The sequence below is a fragment of the Mesotoga sp. UBA5825 genome (genome assembly GCF_002432955.1).
GTDB lineage: Bacteria > Thermotogota > Thermotogae > Petrotogales > Kosmotogaceae > Mesotoga.
The window spans coordinates 1-4,503 of sequence record NZ_DJHG01000132.1 but is presented as its reverse complement, the minus strand read 5'-3'; the positions used below and the strand labels follow the sequence as shown (position 1 = coordinate 4,503).

Annotated in this window: 5 protein-coding genes; 2 read left to right on the top strand and 3 right to left on the bottom strand. The window is 45.3% G+C overall.

All coding sequences use genetic code 11. The features are described from left to right. Window positions 1-68: 68 nt before the first annotated feature. From B3N33_RS12495 to B3N33_RS13120, 3 genes are read right to left on the bottom strand one after another with little or no spacing between them, the layout of a single operon-like run. On the bottom strand, window positions 69-509 hold the full coding sequence (locus B3N33_RS12495) for a response regulator (protein WP_102819123.1): 441 nt from the start codon (window positions 507-509) through the stop codon (window positions 69-71). Continuing rightward, the gene (locus B3N33_RS12490; RefSeq protein WP_292593517.1) at window positions 506-2,215 is read right to left on the bottom strand and encodes a sensor histidine kinase; all 1,710 of its coding nucleotides are present in this window, start codon (window positions 2,213-2,215) and stop codon (window positions 506-508) included. Before B3N33_RS12490 ends, B3N33_RS12495 begins: the two co-directional genes overlap by 4 nt. Continuing rightward, window positions 2,181-2,393 (bottom strand): LytS/YhcK type 5TM receptor domain-containing protein, encoded by a 213-nt coding sequence (locus B3N33_RS13120; RefSeq protein WP_422655915.1) that lies wholly within the window; start codon window positions 2,391-2,393, stop codon window positions 2,181-2,183. Before B3N33_RS13120 ends, B3N33_RS12490 begins: the two co-directional genes overlap by 35 nt. A gap of 327 nt (window positions 2,394-2,720) precedes the next feature. Here B3N33_RS13120 and B3N33_RS12480 point away from each other — a divergent pair, with 327 nt between their 5' ends. After that, window positions 2,721-2,843 carry a hypothetical protein gene (locus B3N33_RS12480; RefSeq protein WP_292593515.1) on the top strand — a complete coding sequence of 41 codons (123 nt, stop codon included), beginning with the start codon at window positions 2,721-2,723 and terminating at the stop codon, window positions 2,841-2,843. A gap of 9 nt (window positions 2,844-2,852) precedes the next feature. Continuing rightward, the gene (locus B3N33_RS12475) at window positions 2,853-4,121 is read left to right on the top strand and encodes an HD domain-containing phosphohydrolase (RefSeq protein ID WP_292593518.1); all 1,269 of its coding nucleotides are present in this window, start codon (window positions 2,853-2,855) and stop codon (window positions 4,119-4,121) included. Window positions 4,122-4,503: the final 382 nt, after the last annotated feature.

Genomic DNA, 4,503 nt, shown 5'->3' with positions numbered 1-4,503 from the left:
TACTCGCTCTGGAACGAAGAACTCTCACTCTTTTCCAATACTCAACCCGCCGCGTACCTTCATGGCCCTTATGCTTCTGGAGGACCGACATTGATCGTCAGCCAGTAATCTCCAATAGCTTTCGCAACGATCAGGAATTCGTCAAAATCGATCGGTTTGACAAGATAGGAGTTCACTCCGCAGTCATAGCAAATTGCCCTGTCTCTTTCTTCACGAGAAGATGTAAGGACGACGACAGGGATCCTTCTTGTGAGTTCGGAATGCTTTATTTCGTGAAGAACTTCATGTCCAGAAATCCCGGGTAATTTGAGATCCAGCAAGACAAGATCAGGCACAGGGAATGCCTCTCTATCTTCGTATCGCCCTCTGCCAAACACATAGTCGAGAGCCATTTCACCGCTCTTTACAATCTCGACTCGGTTCGTAAGTCCTACCTGTCTGAAGGAGTCAAGTGTCAGTTCGACGTCCATCTGGTTATCCTGGACAAGCAGTATCAAAGCTTCTTTCAAAGCCTGGCCTCCTTAATCTTCACTATGAACTTTGCTCCTTCTCCCGGCACTGATTGCACAGAAACGTCCCCACCCATCAAAGTGATCGACTTCTTCACAATAGCCAGACCTATACCGCTTCCCGGGAAGTCTTCGCTAGAATGGAGCCTCTGGAATATGTTGAAGATCCTCTTATGGAATTTCTGACTTATTCCTATTCCATTATCTTCAACAATCAGGTGTACCCATTCTCCTCTTCTTTCAGAGTATATTTTCACTGCGGCCCGTTCTTCTGGTTTGTGATATGTCAAGGAGTTCTGAAGAAGGTTGATAATCGCCCTTTTCATTAGCGTGCGATCTACATAGACATTTGGCATCTCAGAGGCGGTCTGCACCGAAGCATACTCCTCTTCAATTCTACTTGACAGTGTAGAAACGCATTCATCAACTATTTCCTTCAAAGAATGGATCTCTAGGTTAAGGGGAGATCTACCTACTTTTGAGTACTCGAGAAGGCCCGTTATCAGCTCCGACATATCCTCCCCGGCCTTTAGTATGAACCCCAGATAGCGAGTGCCTTCTTCAGGAATAAGTTCCGAGTAACGATCCGAGATTATCTTAGAAAAGCCATTAATTGCTCTCAGGTGAGCTTTCAGATCATGGGCCATTGAGTAAGTAAAGGCCTCAAGCTCCTTGTTTACCTCCTCAAGCTCTTTCGTTCTGTACCAAACTCTCCGTTCAAGTTCTTGAAGTGTTAACTCGCGCTTCGTCACATCTTCAAACACAGCAACTATTTCATCCGGCCTGTTACGGTAAACGAAGTTCTCAACTTTTAGATCCAGTTTACCGTCACGGTAGTTCATTACTGGATGATGCTTGGAGCGTCCGGTCTTCCAAACCTCAATCATCGTGTCATACAACCCGAGTTCAACTACTTTCGGGAAGACCCCCCGCACACTTCTTCCAAGGATCTCTTCTTTCGTGACCCCGGTTATCTTGCATCCGGCGGGGTTCATATCGAGAAATACCACATCTTCTCCTGAGTTAGTAACCTTGTATATGGCAATGCCAGCATTCATGTTCATGTACAGCCTTCTGAAACGGAGTTCACTTTCCTTGAGAGCGGCTTCTGCTTTTTGCTGTGCGGTTACGTCTTCAAGGATTCCAAGCATTCCCTCGAGATCTCCCTTGTCATTCCTTATCGGAGCACTGAATAACTTCACCACAACTTCACTGCCATCCTTTCTGATACTTACAAATCGCTTTCCGTAAATCGATAGACCTCTCAAAGTCTCTTCGTTCATTCTAGCGTGTTCTTCTCTCTTGTTTTCCAGAATGTAGGGGAGGGGTTTGCCGATCACCTCCGAACTCTTCCAGCCAAAGATCTCTTCAGCCGCCTCGTTCCAGCTTGTTACTCTGTATTCGAGATCAAGACTCACGATGGCTATTGGAGAATTCTTAACGATTGTTGCCAGTCTTTCGCTTGTAGCCGCCAGCACTCTCTCCGCTATCTCTCCGCGCCGCCTGGCTGATTGCGCTGTCATAGCCCACCCAACTACCGTAGTTGCTGCTGGATAGATAAGCATAACCGGCAGTGCGGCAACGGCGTAAAAAGTCTCTCGGCTTGGCGATGGGAGAAGAAGCATGCATAACAACATAAAAACATGTACGAGGATTCCGAATAGGTACAACTCAACAATCGAGTGGCGTGTCCTTCTCTCTTTCAAAAANNAGCGTACCCCCTCCTCCCATGAACATTCTCATAGTTATGCTCATGGAAGCGGCAATCACGGAAGGCACGAGACCGAAGTAGAGGCCTATAAGCCCAAGGACAACGGATCTTGTATCGAAAACTACTCCAGGAGCTAGCTGCCATGAGTTGAGCATTACGGCAAGAGTGATCATACCGAGAAACAAACCTGAGATCACTTGACTTGAGAATTGTCTGCTCGGCGAAGATCGGGCATAGAAGAGCCCATAAACAACCGCAAGAGTTATGAGTAACGCTGCGTTATTCATCAAAGCTATAAGTGCTTCTCTTCCCATAGAAAATCCTCCTGCCAGTCTGCCTTAATTACTTCTACAAGAATTATAGTCTTCGCTCCTGTTGAATAAGCACAACAGAAAGACAATGCCCGATGATTTCTGTTGGGTTTCTGATCAATGAGTGTTGTTCGTACTTCTTAAGGAAGGTTCTTTCGTGCTATCATCAAGTAGTTTCAGGAGGTGTCTATGGTTCGAACAATATCTAATCAAGAGTCTTCTTCTCCAGTAGTAAGGATACTTTTTGTAGAGGATTTAGTAAGTGATGCCGAACTGGCAAAGCTGGAAATAACTAGAGGGCTGGCGGATTGAGATTCAAGTCTGCGTTTTCTTACCACGGACAATTGGGAAGGATTTCTAGACGCTATTGGCACTTTTAAGCCCACTCTGATAGTCTCAGACTTCATGATGCCCGGCTTCAGTGGTATGGAAGTGATAGAACTAACGCTCGAACACGCTCCGAATATTCCGGTAATTATCCTGACAGGTTCTATTAATGAGGAGACTGCAGTCGAATGCATGAAGGCCGGTGCAACAGATTACGTCATTAAGGAGCACATCTCAAGGCTTCCCTTTGCTGTTAAAGACGCCATTAGAAGAAAAAAGGAAGAGGAGCTTAGAACTTCTGCCGAAAGGGCTCTCGAAGAAAGTGAAAGAAAGTTCAGACTAATCGCCGAAAAGGCAAGCGACCTGATATACAGAATAGAGCTTTATCCCGAACAGAAGTTTTCGTACGTCAGCCCATCATCTACAAAGCTTACGGGTTACACTCCAGAGGATCACTATGCCAATCCAAATCTTGGCTTCGAGTTGGTTCATCCAGATGATCGTGAAAAGTTGAGAGATTTGCTGGAGCATGTAGATCGTTCTCCAGTAGTACTTAGGTGGATCAAAAAAAATGGCGAAGTAGTCTGGGCAGAACAGCTTAATGTTCCAATCTACGACATTGACGGAAGGCTGATTGCTATAGAGGGGATTGCAAGAGATGTAACTGAGCGCCAGAAGGCAAACGAAGCTCTGAAGCGAGCCTTCAATTCTGTAGTCAGTGTTCTCTCTGATATGCTGAACCTTAAGGATCCATACACTCAGTTTCATGAGAAGAATGTTGCGAAGTTGGCCTTAGAAATAGCAGAAAGAATGAGTCTTGACGAGTTTACTATTGAGTCTATAAGAGTTGCTGCGATGGTTCACGATATTGGGAAGATAAATATTCCAACAGAGATTCTATCCAAACCAGGAAAACTGAGCGATATCGAGTTCGAGATGATCAAGAAGCATCCCGAAACCGCATATGAAATCCTTCGGAAGGTCGACCTACCCTGGCCCGTTGCAGATATTGTCTACCAACATCATGAGCGGCTGGACGGTTCAGGCTATCCGAGACATTTGAAGAGTGACGAGATTTTGCTAGAAGCCAAAATCATTATCGTTGCAGATGTGGTTGAGGCGATGAGTTCTCACAGGCCATACAGGGCTGCGCTTGGCTTTGAAGCTGCGATAGAAGAGATCAAAAAGAACGCAGGAGTTCTCTATGACGCTAAGATCGTCCAGATCTGTACTTCCATCCTTGAAGAAGGCTTCAGATTCTGATTCATGCTTCGATCCTAGACTAAGTCTCCGATTTGGCAGCTAGCTCGTCGTACACTGAAGCGGAATCTCGCTTGAGTCACTTAGCTGAACTGCACTGCCAACCTCCTGTACAAATAAGAGCGAAAAAATAAGAACCGCCCATGATGGGCGGTTAAGAATAGGAAGTGTTTACGCGAAAATAATAGGCATTGAATTATAATAACACAAGCTTCTGAATAAACTCATTAATCGACCGGAACATACGGTTAACTCTTCGATAAGAAATGATGATTGTCATTGATACTGCCGTGTTCGCTCCAGTGACTGATTCTACTCACACCTCTTTTGCGATTGAGTAATCCCTTTTGGTACGCTGATATGCAAATAATGAAGTCTAAATCTA